Source organism: Streptomyces sp. NPDC014870, assembly GCF_043081505.1.
Taxonomy (GTDB): Bacteria; Actinomycetota; Actinomycetes; order Streptomycetales; family Streptomycetaceae; genus Streptomyces.
The window spans coordinates 162,870-185,003 of the sequence record NZ_JBIBWQ010000008.1; the positions used below are offsets into that span (position 1 = coordinate 162,870).

At 70.6% G+C, this 22,134-nt stretch carries 18 protein-coding genes and 2 pseudogenes; 4 read left to right on the forward strand and 16 right to left on the reverse strand.

Annotation, left to right across the window (positions count from 1 at the left end; translation table 11 throughout):
• Both ACF09C_RS23445 and ACF09C_RS23450 read right to left on the reverse strand, forming a co-directional pair.
• A pseudogene (locus ACF09C_RS23445) lies at window positions 1-468 on the reverse strand (hypothetical protein); the annotation flags it as partial.
• A gap of 147 nt (window positions 469-615) precedes the next feature.
• A pseudogene (locus tag ACF09C_RS23450) lies at window positions 616-1,424 on the reverse strand (DUF4394 domain-containing protein).
• Between the two features lie 127 nt (window positions 1,425-1,551).
• Here ACF09C_RS23450 and ACF09C_RS23455 point away from each other — a divergent pair.
• The 3 genes from ACF09C_RS23455 to ACF09C_RS23465 all read left to right on the forward strand — a co-directional run bounded on the left by ACF09C_RS23455 (window position 1,552) and on the right by ACF09C_RS23465 (window position 4,583).
• Entirely contained in the window at window positions 1,552-2,052 is a 501-nt protein-coding gene (locus ACF09C_RS23455) for an FxLYD domain-containing protein (RefSeq protein WP_392093944.1), read from the forward strand.
• Between the two features lie 381 nt (window positions 2,053-2,433).
• Window positions 2,434-3,012, forward strand: coding sequence for a phosphoesterase (locus tag ACF09C_RS23460; RefSeq protein WP_392093946.1), 579 nt, complete (start codon window positions 2,434-2,436; stop codon window positions 3,010-3,012).
• Window positions 3,009-4,583, forward strand: coding sequence for an alkaline phosphatase D family protein (locus ACF09C_RS23465; protein ID WP_392093947.1), 1,575 nt, complete (start codon window positions 3,009-3,011; stop codon window positions 4,581-4,583). The genes ACF09C_RS23460 and ACF09C_RS23465 overlap by 4 nt, the downstream gene beginning before the upstream one ends.
• Before the next feature lie 73 nt (window positions 4,584-4,656).
• On the opposite strand, the gene ACF09C_RS23470 is transcribed toward ACF09C_RS23465, so the two are convergent.
• The 4 genes from ACF09C_RS23470 to ACF09C_RS23485 form a co-directional block, all read right to left on the reverse strand.
• On the reverse strand, window positions 4,657-6,171 hold the full coding sequence (locus ACF09C_RS23470; protein ID WP_392094354.1) for a hypothetical protein: 1,515 nt from the start codon (window positions 6,169-6,171) through the stop codon (window positions 4,657-4,659).
• 908 nt (window positions 6,172-7,079) lie between these two features.
• A complete protein-coding gene (locus ACF09C_RS23475) occupies window positions 7,080-7,424 on the reverse strand; it encodes a DUF6113 family protein (RefSeq protein ID WP_392093949.1) in 345 nt (114 codons plus the stop codon).
• Entirely contained in the window at window positions 7,421-8,359 is a 939-nt protein-coding gene (mshB, locus tag ACF09C_RS23480) for an N-acetyl-1-D-myo-inositol-2-amino-2-deoxy-alpha-D-glucopyranoside deacetylase (RefSeq protein ID WP_392093951.1), read from the reverse strand. The genes ACF09C_RS23475 and mshB overlap by 4 nt, the downstream gene beginning before the upstream one ends.
• A gap of 41 nt (window positions 8,360-8,400) precedes the next feature.
• A complete protein-coding gene (locus ACF09C_RS23485; protein ID WP_137993529.1) occupies window positions 8,401-8,595 on the reverse strand; it encodes a hypothetical protein in 195 nt (64 codons plus the stop codon).
• 174 nt (window positions 8,596-8,769) lie between these two features.
• Here ACF09C_RS23485 and ACF09C_RS23490 point away from each other — a divergent pair, with 174 nt between their 5' ends.
• Window positions 8,770-10,956: a prolyl oligopeptidase family serine peptidase gene (locus ACF09C_RS23490; protein ID WP_392093953.1), complete on the forward strand. Its 2,187-nt coding sequence runs from the start codon at window positions 8,770-8,772 to the stop codon at window positions 10,954-10,956.
• A gap of 4 nt (window positions 10,957-10,960) precedes the next feature.
• On the opposite strand, the gene ACF09C_RS23495 is transcribed toward ACF09C_RS23490, so the two are convergent.
• The 10 genes from ACF09C_RS23495 to ACF09C_RS23540 all read right to left on the reverse strand — a co-directional run bounded on the left by ACF09C_RS23495 (window position 10,961) and on the right by ACF09C_RS23540 (window position 22,074).
• Complete coding sequence (locus ACF09C_RS23495; protein ID WP_392093955.1) at window positions 10,961-11,884, reverse strand: hypothetical protein; 924 nt, start codon at window positions 11,882-11,884, stop codon at window positions 10,961-10,963.
• 212 nt (window positions 11,885-12,096) lie between these two features.
• The gene (locus ACF09C_RS23500) at window positions 12,097-13,224 is read right to left on the reverse strand and encodes an ABC transporter ATP-binding protein (protein ID WP_392093957.1); all 1,128 of its coding nucleotides are present in this window, start codon (window positions 13,222-13,224) and stop codon (window positions 12,097-12,099) included.
• The gene (locus ACF09C_RS23505; protein WP_392093959.1) at window positions 13,217-14,191 is read right to left on the reverse strand and encodes an ABC transporter ATP-binding protein; all 975 of its coding nucleotides are present in this window, start codon (window positions 14,189-14,191) and stop codon (window positions 13,217-13,219) included. The genes ACF09C_RS23500 and ACF09C_RS23505 overlap by 8 nt, the downstream gene beginning before the upstream one ends.
• A gap of 6 nt (window positions 14,192-14,197) precedes the next feature.
• Window positions 14,198-15,193 carry an ABC transporter permease gene (locus tag ACF09C_RS23510; protein ID WP_392093961.1) on the reverse strand — a complete coding sequence of 332 codons (996 nt, stop codon included), beginning with the start codon at window positions 15,191-15,193 and terminating at the stop codon, window positions 14,198-14,200.
• On the reverse strand, window positions 15,186-16,109 hold the full coding sequence (locus ACF09C_RS23515; protein WP_392093963.1) for an ABC transporter permease: 924 nt from the start codon (window positions 16,107-16,109) through the stop codon (window positions 15,186-15,188). Before ACF09C_RS23515 ends, ACF09C_RS23510 begins: the two co-directional genes overlap by 8 nt.
• Window positions 16,110-16,194: 85 nt before the next feature.
• Window positions 16,195-17,820: an ABC transporter substrate-binding protein gene (locus ACF09C_RS23520; protein ID WP_392093965.1), complete on the reverse strand. Its 1,626-nt coding sequence runs from the start codon at window positions 17,818-17,820 to the stop codon at window positions 16,195-16,197.
• Between the two features lie 173 nt (window positions 17,821-17,993).
• Window positions 17,994-19,142 (reverse strand): ABC transporter ATP-binding protein, encoded by a 1,149-nt coding sequence (locus tag ACF09C_RS23525; protein WP_392093967.1) that lies wholly within the window; start codon window positions 19,140-19,142, stop codon window positions 17,994-17,996.
• Window positions 19,135-20,193 carry an ABC transporter ATP-binding protein gene (locus tag ACF09C_RS23530; protein ID WP_392093968.1) on the reverse strand — a complete coding sequence of 353 codons (1,059 nt, stop codon included), beginning with the start codon at window positions 20,191-20,193 and terminating at the stop codon, window positions 19,135-19,137. The genes ACF09C_RS23525 and ACF09C_RS23530 overlap by 8 nt, the downstream gene beginning before the upstream one ends.
• A 14-nt stretch (window positions 20,194-20,207) precedes the next feature.
• Window positions 20,208-21,152, reverse strand: coding sequence for an ABC transporter permease (locus tag ACF09C_RS23535; RefSeq protein ID WP_392093970.1), 945 nt, complete (start codon window positions 21,150-21,152; stop codon window positions 20,208-20,210).
• Window positions 21,145-22,074, reverse strand: coding sequence for an ABC transporter permease (locus ACF09C_RS23540; RefSeq protein ID WP_392093972.1), 930 nt, complete (start codon window positions 22,072-22,074; stop codon window positions 21,145-21,147). The genes ACF09C_RS23535 and ACF09C_RS23540 overlap by 8 nt, the downstream gene beginning before the upstream one ends.
• Window positions 22,075-22,134 lie beyond the last annotated feature (60 nt).

Sequence of the window (22,134 nt, forward strand, 5' to 3'; positions counted from 1 at the left end):
CGTCCACTCCTTGTCCTTGTCCTTGGACCAGTCGTCGGCGTTGACGAGGGAGAGGGCGCCGGAGCCGGTGTGCATGCCGCCCTTCGGCTTGTCGTGGTTCCAGCCGTTCTCCTTGCCCTTCTCCTTGTCCTTCCACTCCTTGTCCTTGTCCTTGGACCAGTCGTCGGCGTTGACGAGGGAGAGGGCGCCGGAGCCGGTGTGCATGCCGCCCTTCGGCTTGTCGTGGTCCTTCTTGTCCTTGTCCCAGTGGTCCTTCTTGTCCTTGTCCTTGTCCCAGTGGTCTTCGCCGGTCAGCGACAGAGCACCGGAGCCGGTGTGCATGCCGCCCTTCGGCTTGTCGTGCTTCTGGCTGTGGGAGGAGTCGTCCTTGTCCCAGTCACCTGCGGTGGTCGCGTAGGCCCCGGGTGCGGCGAGGGCCAGCGCGCCGGCTGCGGCAGTGGCTGCGAACAGAATGCGGGCAGAGCGCATCGGTGTCTCTTCCTTCCGTCGACCGCGACGGCTGACTGGGCGTCGGCTTCTCGACCGGGTCGACATGTTCCACCGTCAGCTCGGTCCTCCCTGCGCACCACTTGAGGTAGTGCATCCGTGATGGCGGCTCCTCCAAATGACGACGGGTCAGCGCTGGTCGAGGGGGAGCGCGACGTCGACGACCTGGTGGGCGGCGGGGAAGGCGCCGACGAGGGTGGCGCGTCCCGTGAGTGCGTCGACCTTGTAGAAGCGCTGCTTGCCGCTGGTGGTCAGGGCGGCGAAACCGTGGTTGGAACCGTGGGAGGCCTTGTAGTAGATGTCGAATCCCGCCGACGGGCCGGCGTCCACTCCGAGGGTGCCGGTGGGGGCGAGGGTGCCCGCGTTGGCCGGCGACTGCAGGGAGACGCGGTCGTTGGTGGTGTCGATGTCGAAGAGGGTGGTCGCGGTGGCCGGGTTGAGGTCGTTGTTGGTGTAGGCGGCGCCGGTGACCCCGAGAGCGGTGGAGGGCGGCATCGTGGGGTTGGTCAGGACCCCGTCCGGGGTGGTGGTCCTCGGTGCGGCCGGGTCGTCGATGTTGTGGCGCAGGTTCTGGCCTGTGTCGGAGACGACGCGCAGACGGTTGGCGGCGGGTTGAAGTCGACGCCGAAGTGGCGCCCCTGCAGGCCCACGGTCAGCTGCGAGACCTTGACGGCCTTGGCGTCGCTGTCGACCGTGGAGACGCCGCCCCGGTCACCGACGCCGTAGAGCTTGCCGTTCTGGACGCGGAAGTCGATGCCGACGAGCTTGCTGTCCCCGGTCAGGCCCTTGATCCGGCCGAAGGACCAGGTGTCGGTCGGGTCGGCGGTGTCGAAGCCGACGAGGCGCTGGTCGGAGGTGAGGCCTACGCCGACCAGTCCGGAGTGCCGCGCGTGACGGGACGCGAACGTGTCCGCGCCCTCCGAGTCCGCCGAGGCCAGACCGGGGGCCAGGACGGTGCCGCACACGGCGAAGTCGTACCAGCAGCCGGCACCGGGCGACGGCCCGGCCTGGACTGTTCGGAGTAGTCCGGATGCGGGCCGGCAGGTCCGGCCGAACCCTTTCACCATGTCGCATCAGCAGTCCCAGCCCGGTTGGGGTCAGCCGCAGCCGGGCGGCGGAGGTGAGCCGCCTCGCCGTACGCGCAGCACGGGAAAGATCATCGGGCTCTCGTGCCTGGGCCTGATCGCCGTGGCCGTCGCCCTGGTCGCCGCCGTCACGCTGACCGTCGGGGAGGACGAGCCGGAGCGCAGGACCCCGACGAGTCCGGCCACACCGCAGGAGGAGAACGGGCCCCGGGGCGACGTGCGGATCGCCGCGTGCGAGGTGGACTCGGTGACGAAGTGGCCGAGCGCGGAACTGCTGATCACCAACCGGTCCAGCAAGGCCAGCACCTACATGGTCCAGGTCGAGTTCGTCGACGCCGCGAACAGGCGCCTGAGCGAGGCGTACGCGACGACCAACAACGTCGCGCCCGGTCAGCAGTCGAGGGTGACGGCCCAGTCGCTCGACCAGGTCACCGTCAAGATCAGCTGCCGGATCACGGACGTCACCCGCTTCGCCTCCTGAGGGGCCTACTCGCCGGCCCACCACTTACGGGGTGCACCCGTCTCGAAGTGCAGTCCGTCGTGGCCGCGCGGCAGGTCGCAGAAGGAACCCCCCTGCGGAAGAATCGTCCAGCTGTCCGGTCCGGGCTCGTTGCAGCGAACCTCGGGCTCCGCAGCCGTATCCGGAGTCGTATGCGTATCCGATGCGGGAATCTGATCGTCGGTCATACAGACATTCTCTCCCGCAGCCGCCGTCGACACGAGCATCACCCCTCCCCTACCCGGTAGTTGTCTGTACAACTCCCGGTCGCCGTTCCCCGAGCGGCCTTCAAGAGTTCACTCCCAACTGCTCGGATACACGCGCCATGTGCACAACGAACAGCGCTTGATCGAGGAGGCTCGAGTGAATCTCGTAGTCAACGGCGACGCGGAGAGCGGGCCCGGCGGGGCTGCCGATCCCGTCGGTGCGGTGACCGGGTGGGTGGTGGCCGAAGGGGCGCCCGCGCTCATCTCGTACACCCTGGGGAACGGCTACCCGGGGGCCGGGGACCCCGGGCCCGCCGAGCGGGGCACGCGGTTCTTCTCCGGGGGCAGCAGCCCGCGTACCGCGCTCGTCCAGGACATCGCCCTGCCGCGGCACGGCGCCACGGGGTGGCGGCACATCGACGCGGGGCACGTGAGCTACACGCTCGCCGGGTGGCTGGGCGGGTACGCCACGCAGGAGGACGGGGCGCGGCTCTCCGTCGAGTTCCGGGACGAGCGGGGCACGCCCGTCGCCCTGTCCGTGCTCGGTCCCGTGACGGCCGGCGAGCGGCTGTCCCGTACCGCGCTCCTGGAGCGCACCGCCACCGCGCGCGTGCCGCGCACGGCGCGCACCGCGCGCGTGCTGCTCGTCTTCACCCGCAGCGGCGGCGGGACGTCCAACGACGGTTACGCCGACGCCATATCGCTCACGCTGCACGCCACGGAGGGATACAAGTGACCAGGCTCAACCGACGCGACCTGCTCAAGGCCGCCGGCGCCGCCGGGGCACTGAACCTCGCCTGGCCGCTGGCCGCCGGCCTGTCGCCCGCGCAGGCCCTGGAGGCCGCCCAGGCGCTCGGCGCCGACTACGACCCGGCGCCGTTCACGCTGGGTGTCGCCTCCGGCGACCCGCAGCCGCACAGCGTCGTGCTCTGGACCCGGCTCGCCCCCGAACCGCTCGCCGCCGAGCAGCGGCTGAGCGAGATCGTCGAGGTCGAGTGGGTCGTCGCGACCGACCCCAGGCTGCGGCGCGTCGTCGCGCGCGGCTGCGTGCCCGCCTCCGCGACGCTCGGCCACAGCGTGCACGTGCCGGTCTCCGGGCTGCGTCCGGGCGTCCACTACTGGTACGCCTTCAAGGCGCTCGGGAAGCGGAGCCGGATCGGCCGCACGAAGACCGCGCCCGTCGGCGACGTCTCCTCGGTCCGCTTCGCCACCGCCAACTGCCAGGCGTTCCACGACGGTTTCTACGCGGCCCACCGTGGGATCGCCCGCGAGAAGGTCGACTTCGTCGTCCACCTCGGCGACTACATCTACGAGCACGGCCAGGTCGGCGGCGTCCCCGCTGACCACGTCCGCGACCACGAGGGCCCGGGCATCTTCACGGTCGCCGACTACCGCCGCCGGCACGCGCTCTACAAGGGCGACGCCTCCCTGCGCGAGGCGCACGCGGCCCACCCCTGGTACCTGACCTGGGACGACCACGAGGTCGCCAACGACTACTCCGGTACGGGCGGCGGCGCGCCGTTCATGCAGCGCCGGGCCGCCGCGTACCAGGCCTGGTACGAGAACATGCCGCACCGCGACGGCGGCGCCGGGACCACGGCCGCGCTGCCGGACCCCGAGATCCACCGGGTGCGCCGCTGGGGCAACCTGCTGGAGCTGACCGTCCTCGACCTGCGTTCGTACCGCTCCGCGCAGAACCTCACCGACGGGACGATCCTGGGCGCCGGGCAGAAGTCGTGGCTGAGGAAGAACATCGAGACCGCCCCCGACACCTGGCACGTGTGGGCCAACTCGATCATGCTCAGCCAGCTGCGGAGCCGCCCGGGCGGCTCGTACATGTTCACCGACCAGTGGGACGGCTTCCGCGCCGAGCGCAAGGAGGTCCTCGGCCATGTGCACAGCACCGGCATGGAGGACCTGGTCGTCGTGACCGGCGACTGGCACTCGGCGTTCGTCGACGACATCCGGCCCGACTTCGACGATGTCTCCTCGCCCGTCATCGGTACGGAGTTCACGGCGCACTCGGTCACCTCGGGCGCGTACTCGGCGAGTTGGAACGCGACCAACGGACCGGTCATGGGCGCGGGCAACCCGCACCTGAAGTACTTCGAGGGCAACCGGTACGGCTACGACGTGTACGAGGTCACCCCGGAGCGCCTGAGCGCGCACATGCGGGTGATCGACGACCGCCGTGACCCGGCGTCCCCCGTCTCCACGCTGACCACCTTCCACGTGGACCGTGGGAAGGCGGGCTCGTACGAGGACCCGGCGACGAAGAACTCGCCGGCACAGTACCGCCGCGACTGAGGCGGGTACGCGGAAGGGCCCGTTCCACCGTCATGACCGGTGGGACGGGCCCTCTTCGCGTGGAGCGGCCGGGTCAGCCCTGGCCGGTCAGGTCGATCGTCTTCGTCCGCTCGGCAGGGGTCTTGCCCATCAGGGCGTCACGCATGACGAACGCGACGTCGTCGGCGGAGACCTGGTGCTTCTTGCCGTCGGCCTTGGTGATCATGATGCCGTCGAAGACGCCGTCCAGGAGGCGGTCGATCGCCTTCTTGTCGTAGACCTCCACCAGGCGGCCGTCGACGGCCTTCATGGAGAGGATCTGCGGCAGCGAGCGCGCCGGACCGAACTTGATCTCCTTCGCGCCCGCCTTGATCACGATCGCGTCGGACATCGCCGGCTGGGCGAACTCCTTCATCGCCCGGTCCAGCTCGGCCTTGGTGATCGACGGCTGGCGGGTGACGACGGGCAGCTCGACCGTCTTCGCCTTGCCCGTCTCGACCTGGGCGCGGAACGCGTCCTTGACGAAGAGCATCGAACGGCCGACGTCCAGACCCTGGCCCGGCTTGCCCTCCACGGCGGTGACCTTGTTGGGGGCGAACGTGATCCGCCCGTCGGTCGCCGAGCCCGAGGTGCCGGCCAGGTCGGTCAGGGCGACGGCCAGCTTCTCCTCGTCGACCGGGAGCTTCGGCTGCGCGACCCGCTCGCCGCCGAACAGGGAGCCGATCACGGAGACGGGGTTGTAGTCGCTGCCGGCCGCCGCGCGGACGGTCTCCTGGCTGTCCAGGGCGAGACCGGCCTTGTCCGGGGAGAGCGTGACGGTCTTGCCGCCGATGCTGAGCTGGAGCGGGGCGTGGGCCCGCTTGCCGAGGGCGGCCTCCAGCTTGTTGACCCCCTCCTCCTTCGTACCGCCGCCGATGTCGACACCGAGGACGGTCGTGCCCTTGGGGACGTCGGAGTGGTTGAGGAGCAGCCCGGCGCCGTAGGCGACACCGGCCAGGCCGACGACGCCCGCGCCGACGAGGACCAGCTTGGAGCGGCCCTTCTTCTGCGGGGCGGAGGAGCGGGCCGTGGAGGCGGCGGGGGCGGGGGACGCGGGCGCGGGGCGCGGGGCGGCCGGGGCGCCGCCGACGTACTCGGGGGTCGAGAAGCCGCCGTCCGGGGAGCGGGGCGTCCGGTCGGGGCCCGCGGGGACGACCGGGATGCCGCTGGTGAGCGTGTCCCCGGAGACATGGCCGCCGCCGGGCGGGGTCTGGCCGGGGGTGATCGGGCCGGGGCCCTGGGGCGTCAGGACGGCGGTGTCGTCGGACATCCTGGGCGCTCCCCCGAAGGGGTCACCGACCGCCAGCGGGTTGCCGCCCGCGGGGGTGCCCATGCCCGCCAGCGGGTTGCCCGCGACGGGGCCGCCGGCCAGGGGCGCGCCACCGCCCATGGTGCCGCCCCCCATGGGGCCGCCGCCCAGCGTCGCGTTGCCCAGCACCGGGCCCGTGGTCGGGCCGTTCGGACCCGTCGGACGCTGCGGCGCACCGGGGCCCTGCGGGGCGCCCTGGGCGTAGGGGGCGCCGTCGGGGCCGTACGCGGCATCGTCCTGCGGCGGGTTCGTGAGGAACATCGGCGTACCGGAAGCGGGCGTGGCCGAGATGGACGCGCCGCCGACCTTCGGGATGCCGCCCGTCGCGGGACCGGCGAAACCGGCGCCGCGCGTCGGGCCGCCCGTGGCCGGGGGCCGTACCCCCGCGGGGGGCGTACCGCCCGGGCCCGAGGGGCGCGGACCGGAGGCGCCGGGGCGCGGCGCGCCCGCGCCCGGGGGCTGGGACAGCCCCGCGAGACCCGACTGGGCGGCCGGGGCGGCCGGAGACGGCGCCGAGGGGGCCGGGGTGGCCGGCGCGTCGGGCGCGGCCGACTTGCGCGGGGCGAACCAGTCGCTGGTCGGCTTCTCCTCGGCCTTCGGCGGCTCCGCGGCAGCCGGCGGCGCCGGGGCGGCAGGCGCCTCGGGCGCGGGGGCCGGTGCCGGGGCCTCGGCGGCCGGGGCGGGCCCCGCCGCCGAGCCGCTGTCGCCGACCGGCTTGCGGACGACCACGGGCGGGATCGGCCGCGAACCCGGGATGTTGATCCGGATGCGCGTGGTCAGCGTGGTCTCGGTCTTGGGCTCTTCCGGCAGCGGAGGAGCGCTCGGCGCGGCGGCGGCCGTCTCGTCGGACCCGTCCTGCGTGGGGTGGAGCGACGGATACTGGCGGGATCCGTACGGCGGTGTACCCGAGGGGTACGCGGCTCCACCGCGCCCCTGGGCGCCGGAGGACGAACTATCGGTGTCTCGACCAGTTTCACGACTCAAAGCAGGATCTCCCGGTTGGCTCCACCGCCCGCTCTTGCTGGTGCTCGTGTACCCGGGCGGCTCGGCGGCGCGCACCACCATACTGGGCGGGGCGGACAGGCACCCGACGACCGGGGACCCAGGACGGGGCAATCCGGCAGAAGTCCGGGCACCCCTTCACCGAAGCTTCTCTCAAGTCACCCTGTTCACGGGGCCGGTCGGCCGAGCCGCGACATCGTGGCACACATCACAGCGATCGCCATGCCACCGAGCAGGTAGATCACTTCGGCGACTCCGCCGCCGAAGACCCCGTCGCCTTCCGGGCGTCCGAGGCTGAGCAGCACCACGGCGACGAGCCAGGCCGCGCCGGGGGCCACGACGCCGAGCTGGGTGTCGGTGGCCCGCAGCCCGCCGTAGAAGACGGCCGCGGTGGCGAGCAGGGCGAGGATCAACCCGCCGGGGAACCAGGCGTTTTGCACGAAGGAGCCCGCGATGCCGACGAGGGCGCCGAGGATCACCAGGACGACGTACCAGACGATCTTCACCGTCACGCACCCCCGTCCCGCGGGGCGTCGGTCGCACGGTCCGCCTCGATGCCCGCGAAGAGGTCGGTCTCGCGCACGCCCTCCGGCGCGCCCGGCGTACCCCTGACCAACTGGTAGTGCTCCGTGGTGAGGATCGGCTGTCCCAGGTCGTTGGAGAGCGCGAAGAACGGACCCTCGACGGCGATTTGGGTGACGTGGGCGCGCATCGCGGCGGTCTTGCGGGCCGCCCAGGCCGGCTCTCCGGCACTCTCGCCGTCGATCTCGGCGCTGATCAGCGCCTCGTCCACGACCCCCGGCACGTCGTCGACGTCCGCGATGCCGGGGAAGCCGGCGCCCTCGGCGCGCAGCCGGGCGAAGGCGGCCTCGACGAGCGGACGTGGGACGCGGTTCCAGTAGATCTTCGCGATCGTGTGGGCCGGGCCGAGGTCGGGGCGGTACGCGGGGTCCTCGGCCAGCTCGGCGGCGCGCATGGCGACGCGGTGGGCCTGGATGTGGTCGGGGTGGCCGTAGCCGCCGTCGGGGTCGTAGGTGACCATGACCTGGGGACGGGTCTCGCGGACGATCTCGACCAGGTACGCGGCGGCGGTGTCGACGTCCGTGTTCCAGAACGCGTTCGGGCGCCGGTTCTGCTCGACGCCCATCATCCCGGAGTCGCGGAAGCGGCCGGGGCCGCCGAGGAAGCGGTGGTCGGTGACACCCAGCTCCTTCATCGCGTCGGCCAGCTCGCCGACGCGATGGGGCCCGAGCCGGTCCTCCCGGTCGGGCGCGAGATGGGCGAGCGCGGGCGGGATGACCTCGCCCTCCTCGCCGAGTGTGCAGGTCACGAGCGTGACCTGGGCGCCCTCGGCCGCGTACCTGGCCATGGTGGCGCCGTTGTTGATCGACTCGTCGTCGGGGTGCGCGTGCACCAGGAGCAGACGACGGGCTGGGAGAACCGTCATGGCCCCACCCTACGAGGCAGGGCCTGTGACGAGCACGCGGCTCAGAACTTGAGGCCGCCGATCATGCCCGCCACGTTCGTGGTGAGCGTGCTGATGGACGGGGCGATGGACGAGCTCGCCAGATAGAACCCCAGGAGCGCGCAGACCGCCGCATGTCCAGCCTTCAGCCCGGATTTCCGGATCAGCAGGAAGACGACGATCGCCAGCAGCACCACCGCCGAAATCGAGAGTGCCACGGCGGTTCACCTCCACACTTCATCGGTCGGATATTCGGACGGTCAGGTCGGCGAGCATGTGCCAGATGTCAGGAGTCCCCTACCCACCCAGCGCTACGGATCATAACTATGTGTGGCACCGCATTGATGGTGTACGGGGGCACAGAGGGGGCGCACAGCGCTAGTTTCGGACGCATGACCTCCACACAACTGCCGTCGCATCCACTGTCGTTCCCGCGTCAGTACGCCCGGACCCAGCGCTTCACGCTGGGCGTTCCGCGCACGTTCACGGTCTCCCCGGACGGTGCGCGCGTGGTCTTCGTACGGTCCTCGTCCGGCACCGAACGCAGCCACGCGCTCTGGGTCCTGGACCTGACGGACGATCCCCGGGAGCGGCTCGCGGCAGACCCGGAGGCGTTGCTCGCGGGCGCGGCAGAGGAGTTGTCGGCGGAGGAGCGGGCGCGGCGCGAGCGGAGCCGCGAGGGGTCCGGCGGGATCGTCGGGTACGCGGTGGACGCGGCCGTGGAGTTGGCCGCTTTCGCACTCTCGGGGCGGCTGTTCGCGGCGGAGCTGCGGGCCGGGACCGCGCGGGAACTCCCGGTACCGGGCCCGGTGATCGACCCCAGGCCGTCGCCGGACGGGCGGTACGTGGCCTACGTGGTGGGCGGGGCGTTGCGGGTGACGGGTGCGGACGGGGAGGGCGACCGGGCGCTCGCTGAGCCGGAGGACGCGCACACCACGTATGGGCTCGCGGAGTTCGTCGCGGCCGAGGAGATGGGCCGCTCGCGCGGGTTCTGGTGGTCGCCCGACTCGGACCGGCTGCTGGTGGCGCGGGCGCACGACCGGGCCGTGCGGCGCTGGTGGATCGCCGATCCCGCGCATCCGGAGCGGGAGCCCCAGGTGGTGCCGTACCCGGCGGCGGGGACGCCGAACGCGGACGTGCGGCTGTACGTGGTGGATCTGGCCGGGGAGCGGACCGAGGTCGAGTGGGACCGGGAGCGGTACCCGTATCTGGCGCGGGTGCACTGGTCGGCGGACGGGGCGCCGCTGCTGCTCGTGCAGGCCCGGGACCAGCGGACCCAGCTGCATCTGGCGGTGGACCCGTCGACCGGGGCGACGCGGACGGTGCGCGTGGAGGAGGACCCGGTCTGGCTGGAGCTGCTGCCGGGGGCGCCGGCGTGGGCGCCGCAGGAGCTCGGTCCGGAAGGCGGCGTCGATGAGCGGCTGGTGCGGATCGCGGACGAGGGCGGGGCCCGGGTGCTCGCGGTCGGGGACCGGGCGCTGACAAGTGCGGCGCTCCACGTCCGCGCGGTCCTGGACGTCGGGGCGGACGACGTCCTGGTGTCGGCCTCGGCGGGCGAGGAGCGGGCGGAGCCGGAGACCGGGGAGATCCACGTCTACCGGGTCGGCGAGCGGGGCGCGGAGCGGATCTCGGAGGGTGTGGGGGTCCACTCGGCGGTGCGCGGCGGCGGGGTGACGGTGCTCGTCTCGGCACGGCCGGACGCGCCGGGGAGCGTGGCGCGGGTGCTGCGGGACGGCGCGGAGGTGGCGATGATCGGCTCGTACGCGGAGAAGCCGGTGCTCTCGGCGGACGTGCGGCTCGTCGAGGGGGGCGCACGGCGGATTCCGTGCGCCGTGCTGCTCCCCTCCGGGTACACGGAAGGGGACGGGCCGCTTCCCGTGCTGATGGATCCGTACGGCGGTCCGCACGGCCAGCGGGTGGTCGCCGCGCACAACCCGCACCTGACCTCGCAGTGGTTCGCCGACCAGGGGTTCGCGGTGATCGTGGCGGACGGGCGGGGCGCGCCTGGCCGGTCGCCCGGCTGGGAGAAGGCGATCAAGAACGACCTGACGCCGACCCTCGACGACCAGATCGAGGCGCTGCACGCGCTCGCCAAGGACTTCCCGCTCGATCTGGGGCGGGTGGCGATCCGGGGCTGGTCGTACGGCGGCTATCTCGCGGCGCTCGGGGTGCTGCGGAGACCGGACGTCTTCCACGCGGCGGTCGTGGGCGCGCCGGTGACGGACTTCCGGCTCTACGACACCCACTACACGGAGCGGTATCTCGGGACACCGCAGGACGACCCGGAGGTCTACGCGGCGAACTCGCTGGTCACCGACGACGGTCTGGTGGCCCCCGAGGAGCCCGCCCGGCCGATGATGATCATCCACGGTCTGGCCGACGACAACGTGGTGGTCGCCCACACCCTGCGGCTCTCCTCCGCGCTGCTCGCGGCGGGGCGCCCCCATGAGGTGCTGCCGCTGACGGGCGTGACCCACATGACCCCGCAGGAGCAGGTGGCGGAGAACCTGTTGCTGCTTCAGGTGGAGTTCCTGAAGCGCTCGCTGGGCCTGGAGCACCAGGGCTTCAACACGCCCTGAGGGCTCACCAGCCCGGTGGGCGGGGGTGCGGCGGGGCCGGTGGCAGCGCGGCCACCGGACCGCGTGCGGCGGGGTGGGGCGCCCCGCGCACTGCGGACAGGACGAGTACGGCGGCCCCGGCGAGCAGCCCGTACGCGGAGGTGGCGAAGGTCAGTCGGCCGGTCTCGTCGAGCCCGGCGAGGTGTCCGGCCCAGCCACCGGTCCGTAACGCCGTGGCGACCCCTGCGAGCCCCCCGCCCGCCAGGAGCAGCCCCGCGAGCAGGCCGAGCGGCCGGGCGTGCGGGGCGCGGACGAACGCGCTGCCCGCGGCGGCCAGGAAGAGGGCCGCCAGCATCAGGTTGAGCCAGGCCGGCGGGACCGCGAGAGCGGGCAGGAGGAGCGAGCGGCCGCCGGTGAACCGGTCGACGGTCGCCTCGACCGGCAGGTCCCGCGCCCAGTGCACCTCCCAGGCCACCCAGGCGACGGCGGCCACCGCGCACAGCACACCGGCGGCGACGGCCGGGGCCGTACGGGGGCGGGCCGGGCGCTCGGAGGCGTCTCGGCGCCCCAGGGCGGCCGTGACGACGAGTCCGGTGGCGAGGGCGAGCGTGAGCAGGGTCGTGACGAGGGCCTCGACGCCGGTGGCCCACAGTCCCGGCAGCCGCAGCGCGAGCGTGACGGCCCCGGCGGCGGCGAGCGCGGGCGCGGCGAGGGAGGAACGGAGCGCGGCGACGGCGGTGGCGGCGTAGGCGACGAGCAGGAGGGGGTCGAGCAGGGACGTGGCGGACCTGCTCCGCAGCAGGAAGGCGTGGTCGCCCGCCCAGTACCAGCCGAGGTCGGCGGGCGAGCCGAAGGCCGCGAGGTCCCGCAGGAGCCAGACGACGATGACGAGCGCGAGCGCCCCGCACAGCGCGGCGCCGGTGAGACGTGCCGGTCGTGTCACTGTCACGGAGCCGATACTCACGGCTACCACGCGTCGAAACAAGCGGTTCCGCATATTCGACCGGCAAGTGGAACGGCGGTGGCGGCCGGCCGGGGCGACATGGCGCGCTCCGGCCGGCCTACGGCACCCGCACGGCCGTACGCTGTCGAGCTTGACGCGTTCGTATATCGGATCCGGGTCGGTCGAGTTGCCTCTGTGTTAAGGCAGGTGACGGTGGTTCACAGGGTTTTGCCCTGATCCTCGTCGCCCGGCTCCCCGGGTTCCGCCCCCGGCTCGCCGGGCTGCTTCCCCGGCTCGCCCGGCTTCTTCCCCAGCTCCTCCTCCGTCGGCACCACGTGCTTCTCCTCAGCGAAGTGGCAGGCGGAGTCGTGCTTCGCGGGGGTGTCCGCGAGCCGGAAGACCGCCGGGACCGCCAGCAACGGCACTTCGAGCGCACAGCGTTCCTGCGCCTTCCAGCAGCGGGTGCGGAAGCGGCAGCCGGAGGGGACGTTCGCGGGCGAGGGCACGTCCCCGCTGAGGATGATCCGCTCCCGGTGCTCCCGGGCGTCCGGGTCGGGCACCGGGACCGCCGACAGCAGGGCCTGGGTGTACGGGTGGGTGGGGTGGTCGTAGATCTGGCTGTCGGTGCCGATCTCGACGATCCGGCCGAGGTACATGACGCCGACCCGGTCGGAGATGTGCCGCACGATCGACAGGTCGTGGGCGATGAAGACGTAGCTCAGGCTGAACTCGTCCTGGAGCTTCTCGAGGAGGTTCACGACCTGCGCCTGGACGGAGACGTCGAGCGCCGAGACCGGTTCGTCGGCGACGATGATCTCCGGCTGGAGCGCGAGGCCGCGCGCGATGCCGATGCGCTGGCGCTGACCGCCGGAGAACTGGTGCGGATAGCGGTTGATGTACTCCGGGTTGAGGCCGACGACGTCGAGCAGGTCCTGGACCTTGCGCCGCCGGTCGCCCTTGGGGGCGACCTCGGGATGGATCTCGTACGGCTCCCCGATGATGTCGCCGACCGTCATGCGCGGGTTGAGCGAGGTGTACGGGTCCTGGAAGACCATCTGGATGTTGCGGCGGACCGCGCGCAGCGCCTTCGGCGACAGCGTGGTGATGTCGTCGCCCTTGTAGCGGATCGCCCCGGAGGTCGGGCGCTCCAGGTTGACCAGCATCTTCGCGACGGTCGACTTGCCGCAGCCGGACTCGCCGACGATGCCGAGGGTCTCCCCCGCGCGCAGGTCGAAGTCGACGCCGTCGACGGCCTTGACCGCGCCGACCTGCTTCTTGATGACGATGCCCCGGGTGAGCGGGTAGTGCTTGTAGAGGTCGCGGACTTCGAGGATCGGCTCAGCCACGGAGGGCCTCCTGCCAGAAGTGGCACGCGCTGTGGCGTTCCTCGGACACGTCGTACAGCGGCGGTTCGTCGGTCCGGCAGACGTCCCTGGCCAGCGGGCAGCGCGGGTTGAAGGCGCAGCCGGGCGGGATGGCAAGGAGGTTCGGGGGCAGGCCCTTGATCGCGTACAGCTCCTGGCCCTTCTGGTCCAGGCGCGGGATCGAGTCGAGCAGACCCCGGGTGTAGGGGTGGGCGGGTGCCTTGTAGATCTCGTGGACGGGGGCGGTCTCGACGATCCGGCCCGCGTACATGACCGCGATCTTGTCGGCGACGTCGGCGACCACGCCGAGGTCGTGGGTGATCAGGATCAGGCCCATGTTGAGTTCGCGCTGGAGCTCGGCGAGGAGGTCCATGACCTGGGCCTGGACGGTCACGTCGAGGGCGGTCGTCGGCTCGTCCGCGATGATCAGGTCGGGTTCGAGGGAGAGCGCCATCGCGATCATGATGCGCTGGCGCATGCCTCCGGAGAACTGGTGCGGGTACTGCCCGACCCGCTCCTTGGCGGCCGGGATGCGGACCCGGTCCATCAGCTCGACCGCCTTGGCCCGGGAGTCCTTGCGGGACATCCCCTGGTGGACCTGGAACATCTCGCCGAGCTGGTCGCCGACGCTGATCACCGGGTTGAGGGAGGACAGCGCGTCCTGGAAGATCATCGCCATCTTCGCGCCCCGGATCTTGCGCCGCGCGTCCTCCTTGAGCTTCAGCAGGTCCTGGCCCTGGAAGAGGATCTCGCCGTCGGTGACCTTCCCGGGCGGGATGTCGAGGATGCCCATGATGGCCTGGGCGGTGACGGACTTGCCGGAGCCGGACTCGCCGAGGACGGCCAGGGTCTCGCCCGCGTCGACCGAGTAGCTGACTCCGTTGACCGCCTTGGCCACCCCGTCCCGGGTGTGGAACTCCACGTGCAGATCGCGCACTTCGAGCAGCATGGGCGCCTACCTCAGCTTCGGGTCGAGGGCGTCGCGCACCGCGTCGCCGAGCATGATGAACGCGAGCACGGTGATGGCGAGCGCGCCGGCCGGCCAGAGCAGCATGTGCGGGGCGTTGCGGATGTACTGCGAGGCCGAGGAGATGTCGATGCCCCAGGAGACGGTGGGCGGCTTCAGACCGACGCCGAGGTACGACAGGGTCGCCTCCAGGGAGATGTACGTGCCGAGGGCGATGGTCGCGACGACGATGACCGGGGCGATGGCGTTGGGCGCGATGTGGCGCAGCAGCATGCGGGAGTTGGAGGCGCCGAGCGCGCGGGCCGCCTGCACGTAGTCGTTCTGCTTGGCGGTGATGACCGAGCCTCGGGCGATGCGGGAGATCTGCGGCCAGCCGAGCAGGATCATGAAGCCGATGACGGGCCAGATGGTGGCGCTGGTGACGACCGACAGCAGGACCAGGCCGCCGAGGACGACGGGGATGGCGAAGAAGACGTCGGTGATCCGGGAGAGGACCGCGTCCCAGCCGCCGCCGTAGAAGCCCGCGAGGCCGCCGAGGAGCGAGCCGAGGAGCGCGACGCCGAGGGTGGCGAGGACGCCGACGGCGACGGAGGTCCGGGCGCCGTAGACCGTACGGGTGTACACGTCGCAGCCCTGGCCGTTGAAGCCGAAGGGGTGGCCGGGCTGGGAGCCCTCCTGGGCCTTGGACAGGTCGCACTGGAGGGGGTCTCCGCTGGCGATCAGGGACGGCCAGATGGAGATGATCACGAGGAAGAGGATGATCAGGCCGGAGACGATGAAGACCGGGTTGCGGCGCAGGTCGTGCCAGGCGTCGGACCAGAGCGAGCGCGGCTTGCCGGCCGGTCCGGTGCCGAGGGGGCCGCCGGGGGTCTTCTCCAGCGACTCGCCCTCCTCCATGGCGAGGTCCGTGCCGGCGCCCGCCCCGGTGTGGTCGATGGCGCGCCCGTCGTCGAACGGCTCATGCGGCTGCAGGGGCTCAGGCATAGCGGATCCTCGGGTCAAGGACGGCGTACAGGAGGTCGACCAGGAGGTTGGCCAGCAGGAAGACGATGACGAGGATGGTCACGAAGCCCACGACGGTCTGGGTGTTCTGCCGGACGATGCCCTGGTAGAGCTGGTAGCCGACGCCGTGGATGTTGAAGATCCGCTCGGTCACGATCGCGCCGCCCATCAGCGCGCCGATGTCGGCGCCGATGAAGGTGATGACCGGGATGAGGCTGTTGCGCAGCAGGTGACGGGTGATGACCCGGTGGCGCGGCAGGCCCTTGGCGACGGCGGTACGGACGTAGTCGGCGCGTTTGTTCTCCGCGATCGAGGTCCGGGTGAGCCGGGTGACGTAGGCGAGGGAGACGGAGGCGAGGACGAGGCCGGGGACGATCAGCTCGTCGAAGGTGGCCTCGGAGGAGACGGCGGGCTTGATCCAGCCCCACTTCACGCCGAGGAGCAGCTGGAGCAGCAGACCGGTGACGAAGGTCGGGATCGAGATGACGACCAGGGTCAGCAGCAGCACGGTGGTGTCGACGGGGCGGCCGCGCTTGAGGCCCGTCAGGACGCCGAGGCTGATGCCGATGACGATCTCGAAGAGGATCGCCACGATGGTGAGCCGGATGGTGACCGGGAAGGCGCTGGCCATCAGCTCGGTCACCGGCTGGCCGTTGAAGGCCGTACCGAAGTCGCCGGTGAAGATGTTGCCCATGTAGGTCAGGTATTGCTGCCAGACGGGCTTGTCGAGGCCGAACTCCTTCTCCAGCTGGGCGGCGGTCGCGGGATCGCAGGCGCGGTCGCCGCAGAGGCCCGCGATGGGGTCGCCCATCACGGTCACCATCAGGAAGATCAGCAGGGTGGCGCCGATGAAGACCGGGATCATCTGCAGCAGACGCCGGATCACATAACGACCCATGAGGGGCTCCGGGGGTGTGGGGTAGGCGCACGGCCCGGCGCGCGGGAGGGCAACGCCGGGCCGGGCCGTACGCCGACGCGCTGCGTCAGTTGACCTTGATCTGGTCGTAGACCGGGACGCTGAAGGGGTTGAGGGTCACGTTGGAGACCCGCTCGGAGTAGCCGGCGCTGCCGTTCTGGTACCAGAGCGGGATCGCGCCCATGTCGTCGCGCAGGACCTCCTCGGCCTGCTGGAAGGTCTCCACGGCCTTGGCGATGTCGGACTCGGCGTTGGCCTGGTCGACGAGCTTGTCGAACTGCGGGTCGCTGTACTTGCCGTCGTTGGAGGAGGCGTCGGTGTAGTACAGCGGCTGGAGGAAGTTCTGGATGAGGGGGTAGTCCATCTGCCAGCCGGCCCGGAACGGTCCGGGCATCTTCTGCGTGGAGACCTGGCTGCGGAAGTCGGCGAAGGTGCCGATCGGGTTGCCGACGCAGGCCGTGTTGTTGCCCAGCGCGTTGTTGATGGAGTTGCAGACGGCGTCCACCCACTCCTTGTGGGAGCCGGTGTCGGCGTTGTACGAGATCTTCATCGTGCCGCCGGGGATGCCGCCACCCTCCTGGACCAGCTGCTTGGCCGCCGCCGGGTCGTACTTGCAGAAGTCGCCGCAGATGTCCTTGAAGCCGCCGTCCGCGCCGAGGACCGGGGAGGTCCAGTCGACGGCGGGGGTGCGGGTCTTCTGGAAGATGGTGTCGGTGATCTGCTGGCGGTTGATCGCCCGGGAGAGGCCCTGGCGGAGCTTCTCCTGGCCCGGCTTGTTCCAGGCCGGGTCGTAGAAGGGGAAGCCGAGGGTCTGGATGATGCCGGCCGGGACGTTGATGTACCGGTCGCCGAGGTCCGCCTGGACGTTCTTCAGCTGCGAGGCGGGCACGTCGTCGACGAGGTCGAGGTTGCCGGCCGTCAGGTCGGTGTAGGCGGTGTTGTTGTCGGTGTAGACCTTGAGGGTCACGCCGCCGTTCTGCGCCTTGTCTTCGCCGGGGTACTCGTCCCAGCGCACCAGCTCCATCTGGGAGCCCTTGGCGTACGAGGAGACCGTGTACGGGCCGTTGCCGACGGGCTGGTTGAGCCAGGCCGCGTGGTCGTCGAAGAAGGACTTCGGGAGCGGCGCGAAGGCGGCGTAGCCGAGGGTGTCGGGCCAGGTGGAGAACTTCTGGGTGAGCTTGACCGTGAAGGTCTGCGGGTCGACGACCTTCAGGCCGGACATCGTCTCGGCGGTCGGCTCGCCCTTCTCGGGGTGGACCTGGTCGTAGCCCTCGATCTGGCCGAAGAAGGAGGCGTTCTTCTGGTTGTTCTTCAGATGGGCGCCGTAGTTCCAGGCGTCAACGAAGGAGTTCGCGGTGACCGCCTCACCGTTGGAGAAGGTCCAGCCGTCCTTGACGGTGATGGTGAAGTTCGTGGAGTCCGTGGTCTCGATCTTCTCGGCGAGCATGTCGTTGGCCGCGCCGGTCTTCGGGTCGTACTGCTTGAGCCCCCGGAAGATCATGGAGAGGACCTTGCCGCCCTGGACCTCGTTGGTGTTCGCGGGCTCCAGCGGGTTCTGCGGGTCGCCCCACGAAGAGCTCACGATGCCGTCCGCGCCACCACCTCCGCCGTCTCCGCCGCCGCCGCAGGCCGTGGCCGTGAGGGCGACGGCAACGGCCACTGCGGCCCACTTGGCGTGCGTGGCTCCGCGCATGAGGTGCCTCCCGAGGATCCTGGGTCTGTACCGAGAGCCCCAATATCACCCGGCTACGGGCGGTATGCACCTTTACGACACCCGTAAGAACACGGACGACGCCCCGCGAGGGCACAGACGCGAGGGCGCCCCGGCCGTGATGGCCGGGGCGCCCTCGGTGCACATCGGGAGAACTACGCCGCGTGGATGACGTCCTTCTCCTCGGCGAAGTGGCAGGCCGACTCGTGCGCGGCCGGGGTGTCCTCACCCTGGAAGCGCTCCGGGATCGCAAGCAGCGGGACCTCGGTGGAGCACTTGTCCTGGGCCTTCCAGCACCGGGTGCGGAAGCGGCAGCCCGACGGCGGGTTGGCCGGCGAGGGGACGTCACCGGTGAGGATGATCCGCTCGCGGCCCTCACGCGCGTCCGGGTCCGGGACCGGGACCGCCGACAGCAGCGCCTGGGTGTAGGGGTGCGTCGGGTGGTCGTAGATCTGCGTGTCCGTACCGATCTCGGCCATCTTGCCGAGGTACATGACGCCGACCCGGTCCGAGATGTGCCGGACGATCGACAGGTCGTGGGCGATGAAGACGTAGGAGAGGTTGAACTCGTCCTGCAGCTTCTCCATCAGGTTGATGACCTGCGCCTGGACGGAGACGTCCAGGGCCGAGACCGGCTCGTCGCAGATGATGATCTCCGGGTTGAGCGCGAGGCCGCGGGCGATGCCGATGCGCTGGCGCTGACCGCCGGAGAACTGGTGCGGGTAGCGGTTGATGTACTCGGGGTTCAGACCGACGACGTCGAGCAGCTCCTGCACCCGGCGCCGGCGGTCGCCCTTCGGGGCCACCTCGGGGTGGATGTCGAAGGGCTCGCCGATGATGTCGCCGACCGTCATACGCGGGTTCAGCGAGGTGTACGGGTCCTGGAACACCATCTGGATGTTCCGGCGGACGGCCTTCAGCGCGCGGCCGGACAGCTTGGTGATGTCCTGGCCCTTGTAGAAGACCTCGCCCGCGGTCGCCCGCTCCAGCGTCATCAGCAGCTTGGCGACCGTGGACTTGCCACAGCCGGACTCGCCGACGATGCCGAGGGTCTCGCCCTGGTAGAGGTCGAAGGAGACCCCGTCCACGGCCTTGACCGCGCCGACCTGCTTCTTGAACAGGATGCCCTGGGTCAGCGGGAAGTGCTTGACCAGGTTGCGCACCTGGAGGATCGGCTCACCGCACTCGACGGGCGCCTCGATGGCGGCCACGGCCTCCGCCTCGGTGGCGGCGTCGACCGTCTCGACCTCGGTGACGTTCGGAGTCGCGTCCGCGGCCTCGTCCCTCTTGCTGAGCTCAGCCATGGATCGTCTCCTTCCAGAAGTGGCAGGCGCTGCCGCGGCCGGGCAGCTCCGTGCCGTCCTGCTCGGTGACCGGCGCGAGCGCCGGGATCTCCGTGCGGCAGATGTCGTCGGCCTTGGGGCAGCGCGGGTTGAAGGCGCAGCCGGTGGGCACGCGAAGCAGGTTGGGCGGCAGGCCCTTGATCGCGTACAGCTCCTGGCCCTTCTGGTCCAGGCGCGGGATCGAGTCGAGCAGACCCCGGGTGTACGGGTGCGCCGGGCGCTTGTACAGCTCGTGCACGGGCGCGGTCTCGACGATCCGGCCCGCGTACATGACCGCGATCTTGTCCGCGACGTCGGCGACCACGCCGAGGTCGTGGGTGATCAGGATCAGACCCATGTTGTACTCGCGCTGGAGCTCCGCGAGCAGGTCCATGACCTGGGCCTGGACGGTCACGTCGAGCGCCGTGGTGGGCTCGTCCGCGATGATCAGGTCCGGCTCCAGGGCGAGCGCCATGGCGATCATGATGCGCTGGCGCATACCGCCGGAGAACTGGTGGGGGTAGTCGTTGACCCGGGCCGCGGCGGCCGGGATCTTGACCTTGTCCATCAGCTCGATGGCCTTGACCTTGGCGTCCTTCTTGGAGAGGCCCTGGTGCACCCGGAACATCTCGCCGAGCTGGTAGCCGACGGAGAGGACGGGGTTGAGGGAGGACAGCGCGTCCTGGAAGATCATCGCGATCTTCTGGCCGCGGATCTTCCGGCGCTCCTCGTCGGACATCTTCAGCATGTCCTGGCCGCGGAAGAAGATCTCACCCTTGGGGATCCTGCCGGGCGGCATGTCGAGGATGCCCATGATCGCCTGCGCGGTGACGGACTTGCCGGACCCGGACTCGCCGAGCACGGCGAGCGTCTCGCCCGCGTTCACGCTGTAGTTGACGCCGTTGACCGCCTTGGCCACACCGTCGCGGGTGTGGAACTCCACGTGCAGGTCGCGGACTTCGAGCAGCGGGCCGGTGTGCTCGTCGCCGCCGCGCGGGGCGGGGACGTTCGCGGTCTTGTCGATGATGCTCACGTTGTACGCCCTCCTCAGCGCAGCTTGGGGTCGAGGGCGCTGCGCACCGCATCGCCGAGCATGATGAAGGCCAGCACGGTGATCGACACCATGACCGACGGGATGATCAGGACGTACGCGGCGTTGCGCAGCTGCTCCTGGCCCGACGAGATGTCGACGCCCCACGAGACGGTGGGCTCGGCGAGACCGATACCGAGGAAGGACAGCGTGGCCTCGGCCGAGATGTAGCCGCCGAGCGCGATGGTGGCGACGACGATGACCGGGGCGATGGCGTTCGGCAGGATGTGCCGCATCAGGATCCGCGAGGTGGAGGCGCCGAGCGCCTTGGCCGCCATCACGTAGTCCGCGTTCTTGATGGTGATGACCGAGCCGCGGGCGACACGGGCGATCTGGGTCCAGCCGAGGAAGGCCAGGGCCAGGATGACGACCCAGAGCTTGCGCTCCTCGAACGAGGTCAGGACGACCATCGCGCCGAGGATGAAGGGGACGCCCAGAAAGACGTTCGTGATCCAGGACAGGATCGTGTCGACCCAGCCTCCGAAGTAGCCGCCGAGCATGCCGACGACCGTGCCGAGGATCGTGACGAGCAGGGTCACGACGACGGCGACGGCGATCGAGGCGCGGGCGCCGTAGATGACACGCGCGTAGATCGAACGGCCCTGGATGTCGTAGCCGAACCAGTCTTCCTTGAAGAAGCTGCCCCAGTTCGGCGCCTGGAGGTAGTGCTTGGCGAGGTCCGCGTGGCGCGGGTCGGCGCTGGTGAACAGGCCGGGGAAGACGGCCATGGTCAGCAGGACGACGATCAGCACGGCGGAGATCAGGAAGATCGGGTTGCGGCGCAGGTCGAACCAGGCGTCCGACCAGAGGCTGCGCGGCTTCTCCTGCTTCTCGGCCGGCTTGGCGGCGGCCGCCTCGGCTGCGATCTGCTCGGTGGCGGCTTCCTTGAGTGCCTCAGGCATAACGGATCCTCGGGTCCAGGACCGCGTAGAGCAGGTCGACGAGCAGGCTGGCGACGAGATAGACAACCACGATCAGGGTCACGATGCCCACGACGGTGGAGCCCTCACGGTGCTTCAGCGCGGAGAAGACGTTGTAGCCGACACCCTGGACGTTGAAGATGCCCTCGGTGACGACCGCGCCGCCCATCAGGGCGCCGAGGTCGGTACCGAGGAAGGTGACGACGGGGATCATCGAGTTGCGCATCAGGTGGATGCCGACGATGCGGCGGCGCGGGAGGCCCTTGGCCACCGCGGTGCGCATGTAGTCGGAGCGCAGGTTCTCGGCGATCGAGGTACGCGTGAGGCGGGCGACGTACGCCAGCGACAGCGAACCGAGCACGACGGCCGGCAAGATCAGTTCGTTCCAGTCCGCGACGGCGCTCACGTTCGGTTCCACCCAGCCGAGCTGGTGAGCGAAGAAGTACTGCGCCAGGAAGCCGAGGACGAACGAGGGGACGGAGATGACGAGCAGCGTCAGGACCAGCAGACCGCGGTCCCGGAGCGTGTCGGCCTTCAGCCCGGCGAAGACGCCGAGGGAGATACCGACGAGGGCGGTGAAGGTGAAGGCGAACAGGGTGAGTCGGATCGTGATGGGGAACGCGTCCGCGATGATGTCCGCGACCGGTTGCCCACTGGCGATCTGCGTGCCGAAGTCGCCCTGCAGCAGGTTGAGAAGATAGTTCCCGTACTGCACCAGGAAGTGCTGGTCGAGTCCGAGGTCCTTCTTCATCTGAGCGATCTGCACCGGGTCGACGGTCTGTTCTCCGGCGAGCGCGCGCACGGGGTCGCCGGGCAGCACGTACATCATGGAGAAGATCAGCAAGGTTGACCCGATGAAGACCGGGATCATCTGGAGCAGTCGCCGCGCGACGTAACGCCCCATGTTTGCCTCCGATATGAATACCTGCAGCCCACGGGGCCGGCTCCCTGGATGTGGGAACCG